Annotated in this window: 5 protein-coding genes; 3 read left to right on the top strand and 2 right to left on the bottom strand. The window is 59.0% G+C overall.

Going from position 1 to position 5,487, the window contains the following annotated elements:
* Positions 1-20 precede the first annotated feature (20 nt).
* Positions 21-1,097 (bottom strand): hypothetical protein, encoded by a 1,077-nt coding sequence (locus E0L15_RS11850; RefSeq protein ID WP_243155483.1) that lies wholly within the window; start codon positions 1,095-1,097, stop codon positions 21-23.
* A 178-nt stretch (positions 1,098-1,275) separates the two neighbouring features.
* Between E0L15_RS11850 and E0L15_RS11855 the strand changes: the two genes are divergently transcribed.
* Both E0L15_RS11855 and E0L15_RS11860 read left to right on the top strand, forming a co-directional pair.
* Complete coding sequence (locus E0L15_RS11855; protein WP_087233065.1) at positions 1,276-1,716, top strand: LytTR family DNA-binding domain-containing protein; 441 nt, start codon at positions 1,276-1,278, stop codon at positions 1,714-1,716.
* Positions 1,717-1,725: 9 nt separating this feature from the next.
* Positions 1,726-2,193, top strand: a complete 468-nt coding sequence (locus E0L15_RS11860) for a DUF3021 domain-containing protein (protein ID WP_168125749.1) — start codon at positions 1,726-1,728, stop codon at positions 2,191-2,193.
* An 88-nt stretch (positions 2,194-2,281) separates the two neighbouring features.
* Here the strand turns inward: E0L15_RS11860 and E0L15_RS11865 are convergent, their stop codons facing one another.
* Entirely contained in the window at positions 2,282-2,479 is a 198-nt protein-coding gene (locus E0L15_RS11865) for a hypothetical protein (protein WP_087369520.1), read from the bottom strand.
* A gap of 211 nt (positions 2,480-2,690) precedes the next feature.
* Here E0L15_RS11865 and leuS point away from each other — a divergent pair, with 211 nt between their 5' ends.
* A complete protein-coding gene (gene leuS, locus E0L15_RS11870) occupies positions 2,691-5,114 on the top strand; it encodes a leucine--tRNA ligase (RefSeq protein WP_168125750.1) in 2,424 nt (807 codons plus the stop codon).
* Positions 5,115-5,487: the final 373 nt, after the last annotated feature.

Below are 5,487 nucleotides of genomic sequence, written 5' to 3' on the forward strand. Positions count from 1 at the left end.
TTTTTTTTATGTCTGGATGGTCACTGGGGCAGGGAGAAGATCTCCTGGGCTACCTGGTCGGCAGTTTGATACACCCCATCAAAGTCCACGTGGGGATTATACAGAGCTTCCAGATTGTCATGGGCGGCTTTGGCCTGGCGAAGGCCGTCAATGGACTGATCCACCAGGGCCTGCGCCACCTTCTGGGCAAAGCGCAAACGGGGACGGCTGGAGCGGTACACCTCCCGGTCCACCATGGCATCCAGGCGCAGGCGGCGGTAGGGGTGATGGGGCCAGGGTGCAGCGGCGTTGGAGGTGACAAAGGCCAGGGACAGGTCGGGGAAGATGAGATGGGCCAGTCGTTGGGGGGCCATGGGGTCCGGGCAGGCCACCACCTGGTGCCCGGTGGCCAGTCCGGCGGCCAGGATGGGGGCCAGCAGATCATGGGCCAGGCCGTAGCTGTCCCACAGCTCATACACCCGTCCGGCCTGGGCCTCCACGGTCTCCCAAAGGGTGATGCTGCCCTGATAGGTGACGGCGGAGAGAAACCCTTGGTGTTCCACGCCGGGGGCGGCGGCCAGGGGCTTTAACTCCCGGAGGATGATACCCCGGGCCCGCCGGGCCAGCTTTTGGGCGAGCAGGTCGGAGGTGACCCGGTCGTGGACGTCCTCCAGCAGCTCCCCGGCGGCGCCCAGACAGCGATACACCCGCTTATAGCAGGCAGAGCAGGCCTGCCCGGCGGCGATAATCTCCCCTTTGATGGGCTGTAACCCCTCCCAGGAGTAGAAGCGGCTCAAATCCACATATCGCTCCACCGCTCCCGCGCAGGCGGGCTCCACCACGTGGGGGGCGGTGCCGTCCACAACTGCCACCCCCAGCTTTGGAAGAATCACAGCGTCCAGGGAGTCGGGGTCACCGGAGCAGGGAATTTCGATCACCTCGTGTCCGGCGGCCTGGGCGTGGCGTCCCACCCGGCGCATGAGAGAGGATTTTCCGCACCCCGCTCCGCCCTTTAAGATGTACACCGCCCGGTGGATCTCCGGGTCAGACAGCTGGTGGTACAGGGAAGAAAAGCCCAAAGGGGTGTTGCCACCCAAAAAATATTGAATCTTCGGCATTGGTCAGGCCTCCTCGGCAAAAAAGTTACAACTCAACCTATGCCAGAGAAAGGGGAGAGGTGAGAGTGAGGAGGGGCCGACCAACCACTTATGGGGCAAAACCGACCGATGGTAGAAAAACAGTGGAAATATCTTCTGGGATTCCTTATACTAGCCTCAACCAGGGAGGTGATAGAGCATGCAGGTAGAAATCAAACTGGACCCCAACTGTGAACAGACTCGCGTTGTGGTGGTGACAGCCCAGGTGGATGAGCAAATCTATGACCTGGTACAGCAGCTGTCTCAGCAGTCGCCCGCCATTTTGTCCGGCTTTCGCGGAGAGGAGGCGGAGATTTTGGACCCGTCCCAGCTTCTGCGAGTGTATGCCTCGGACGGGAAGGTGATGGCAGTGACCACGAGGGGAGAATACCTGTTGAAAATGCGGCTGTACGAGGTGGAGAAACGGCTGGACAAACGAAGCTTTGTGCGCATCTCCCACTCGGAAATCATCAATCTAAAGCAAGTGAAGAAATTTGATTTGAGCTATACCGGCACCATATGCGTCTGCTTTCTGGATGGGAGCACCTCCTATGTCTCCCGAAGAAATGTGGCAAAAATCAAAGAAGTATTGGGATTGTGAGGGATGAATATGAAACGAATGGCATGGGTTCGCTGCCTGTTGGGGGCGTGTTTGGGGATCAGCATCAGCACGGTAATCGCCATTGTGGTGTCGGCCATGTTGGGGGATGGGACCTATTATGCCGTCCATCCGCAGCTGATTCAGGATATGGGATCGGAGCTGGCTGCCGTGGTGCTCCAAACCGGGGTATCTGTTTTGTATGGGGCCGCCTGGGGAGGGGCCTCCCTGATTTGGGAACGGGAGGACTGGAGCCTCACGCGCCAGACTCTGACCCATTTGGTGATTTGTTCCCTGTCCACCTTCCCTGTGGCGTATGTGATGCGTTGGATGGGTCGGGATGTGATGGGAGTGGTGAGCTACTTCGCCATCTTCCTGGCCGTTTACGCGGGGGTGTGGGGGTTCCAATTTGCCCGCATGAAACGGCGCATTGCCTGCATCAACCGCTGCATGCAGCAGTGGGGGAGCGGGGCAGAATGATACCGGATCTGGATAAAATCTGAAACGGAGATGAAAACAGCGCAGCGCCCCTGGAAAACAGGGGGCTGCGCTGTTGGCGGGAAAGGGTTCAGCGGCGGTCCAGACGAGAGAGAATGATGGCTGTGCAGATACCAACCACCACGCAGATGACAAAGGTGCAGAACAAGATCTCCCCGGCCACCAGTTCATTGGTGAAAAAGGGGAAAAAGTTAAGCATTGCCCCGGCATAAAGTACAACAAACACACCCACAGCCAACCAAAGGACAAACTTTACAGGTTTCTTCACGATGTTACCCTCCTTGTCTTTCTCATGGTAACAGAATTGTATCATAGCGCCCGGGAAATCACAATGGAAGGGGACGGAAGAGACTTGCAAGAAGCGGTTGAAAACAGCTGGAAAATACGGTATAATCAAAGGACTGTGAAACTTCTCCCCCTTTGGGGAGGTCCAATATTACTCTTGGGAGCCCAGCTCCCGTGGAATGGAAGTGTGGAAGTTGAAGTACGATTTTGCCAACATCGAGCCCAAATGGCAGAAGAAGTGGGAGGACGCCAAGGTCTATGCCGCCCACGACAACAGCGACAAAAAGAAGTTTTATGGCCTGGTGGAGTTCCCCTACCCCTCCGGCCAGGGCCTGCACGTGGGCCATCCTCGGCCCTATACCGCCATGGACATCGTCTGCCGCAAAAAGCGCATGGACGGCTACAATGTCCTGTTCCCCATGGGCTTTGACGCCTTCGGTCTGCCCACCGAGAACTACGCCATCAAAAACCACATTCACCCCGCCAAGGTGACCCATGACAACATCCAGAACTTCACCAGCCAGCTGAAAATGCTGGGCTTTGGCTTTGACTGGGATCGGGTCATCGACACCACCGACCCCAAGTATTACAAGTGGACCCAGTGGATTTTCCTCCAGCTGTACAAGCACGGCCTGGCATACAAGGCCACCATGCCCGTGAACTGGTGCACCTCCTGTAAGTGCGTGCTGGCCAACGAGGAAGTGGTGGACGGCGTGTGCGAGCGCTGCGGCGCCCCTGTCATCCGCAAGGAGAAGAGCCAGTGGATGCTGAAGATCACCGAGTACGCCCAGCGCCTCATTGACGACCTGGACGAGGTGGACTTCATCGAGCGGGTGAAGACCCAGCAGCGCAACTGGATTGGCCGCTCCACCGGTGCAGAGGTCACCTTCCACTCCACCAACGGTGACCCCATTGTGGTGTTCACCACCCGCCCCGACACCCTGTTCGGCGCCACCTACATGGTGCTGGCTCCTGAGCATGCCCTGGTGGCCGAATGGAAGGAGAAGGGCCTTCTGAAGAACGTGGAGGACGTGGAGGCCTATCAGCGGGCCGCCGCTGCCAAGTCCGACCTGGAGCGCGCCGAGCTCAATAAGGAGAAGACCGGCGTGAAGCTGGACGGCGTGGCTGGCATCAACCCCGTCAACGGCAAGGAGATCCCCATCTTCATCTCCGATTACGTCCTGTCCACCTATGGCACCGGCGCCATCATGGCCGTGCCCGCCCACGACGACCGTGACTGGGCGTTCGCCAAGAAGTTCGGCTGTGAGATCATTGAGGTGGTGTCCGGTGGCGAGGACGTGCAGAAGGCGGCCTTTACCGCCAAGGACGAGACCGGCATCATGGTCAACTCCGACTTCCTCAACGGCCTGACCGTCAAGGACGCCATCCCCGCCATTACCAAGTGGCTGGAGGAGAAGGGCATCGGCGAGGCCAAGGTCAACTACAAGCTCCGTGACTGGGTGTTCTCCCGTCAGCGTTACTGGGGCGAGCCCATCCCCATGGTGTGGTGTGACAAGTGCGGCTGGGAGCCTCTGCCCGAGGACCAGCTGCCCCTGCTGCTGCCTGACGTGGACAGCTACGAGCCCACCGACGACGGCGAGTCCCCCCTGTCCAAGATGACCGACTGGGTCAACACCACCTGTCCCAAGTGCGGCGGCCCCGCCCGTCGGGAAACCGACACCATGCCCCAGTGGGCTGGCTCCAGCTGGTACTACCTGCGCTATATGGACCCCCACAACGACAAGGCCCTGGCCTCCAAGGAGGCTCTGGACTACTGGTCCCCTGTGGACTGGTACAACGGCGGTATGGAGCACACCACCCTGCACCTGCTCTACTCCCGCTTCTGGCACAAGTTCCTCTACGACATCGGGGTGGTGCCCACCAAGGAGCCCTATCAGAAGCGCACCAGCCACGGCATGATTCTGGGCGAGGGCGGCGAGAAGATGTCCAAGTCCCGGGGCAACGTGGTCAACCCCAACGACATCGTGGCCCAGTACGGCGCCGACACCCTGCGCCTGTATATCATGTTCATCGGCGACTTCGAGCAGGCCGCTGTGTGGTCGGACAACGCCGTGAAGGGCTGTAAGCGCTTCCTGGACAAGGTGTGGAACCTGGCTGAGAGCTGCAAGGACGACGAGAACCAGTCCGAGGCCAACGCCGCATCCCTGCACAAGTGCATCAAGAAGGTGGCCGACGACATCGAGGGCATGAAGTTCAACACCGCCATTGCCGCCATGATGAGCCTGGTCAACGAGTTTGGCCAGAACGGCTGCACCAAGGGCGACATGAAGGCCCTCATCACCATGCTGTCCCCCTTCGCGCCCCACATCGCCGAGGAGCTGTGGGAGATGCTGGGCTACGGCGCTCTGGACTTTGTCTGCCAGCAGCCCTGGCCTGAGTACGACGAGAGCAAGACCGTGGCCTCCGTCCTGAACCTGGTGGTGCAGGTCAACGGCAAGGTGCGCGCCAACATCCAGGTGCCCGCTGACGCCGACAACGACGCCATTGTGGCTGCCGCCCAGGCCGACGAGAAGGTCCAGAAGTTCACCCAGGGCATGAACCTGGTGAAGTCCATTGTGGTGCCCGGCCGTCTGGTGAACCTCATCGTCAAGCCCTGATTGAAGTGAAGAAACAGAGCGCAATGGTGCTCTGTATGAAAGAGGAGACACTCACGACCTGTGAGTGTCTCCTTTCAGACTGTCGAAAAACCTCATGTGCATGCAAAAAGGATACATTTTCTTGCATCATCAAAAAGCCCTCGGCAGAGTTTTCCCGCCCGGGGGCGGGAAAATAAATTAAAATCTGTTTTTTCCGGGGACATGCGCATCGGAAAAAACACTTCTCAGCCCGCCAGTGTGGAATCGGGTCGCCCTTTGACCCGATTATGCATGCAGCGGGCTGCAACTCCTCGAAAAAATGCTGGCATTTTTGAGAAGCGTGTCGAACTTCGACACGCTGAAAGGCCGGGACAAGTTAGCTTGTCCCGGCCTG

Source organism: Pseudoflavonifractor sp. SW1122 (assembly GCF_012027765.1).
GTDB classification, from domain to species: Bacteria; Bacillota; Clostridia; order Oscillospirales; family Oscillospiraceae; genus Enterenecus; species Enterenecus faecium.

Bases quoted from the DNA above. Each gene is read 5' to 3' on its own strand.
- E0L15_RS11850 (WP_243155483.1), bottom strand. From the start codon at position 1,097: ATGCCGAAGATTCAATATTTTTTGGGTGGCAACACCCCTTTGGGCTTT.
- E0L15_RS11855 (WP_087233065.1), top strand. From the start codon at position 1,276: ATGCAGGTAGAAATCAAACTGGACCCCAACTGTGAACAGACTCGCGTT.
- E0L15_RS11860 (WP_168125749.1), top strand. From the start codon at position 1,726: ATGAAACGAATGGCATGGGTTCGCTGCCTGTTGGGGGCGTGTTTGGGG.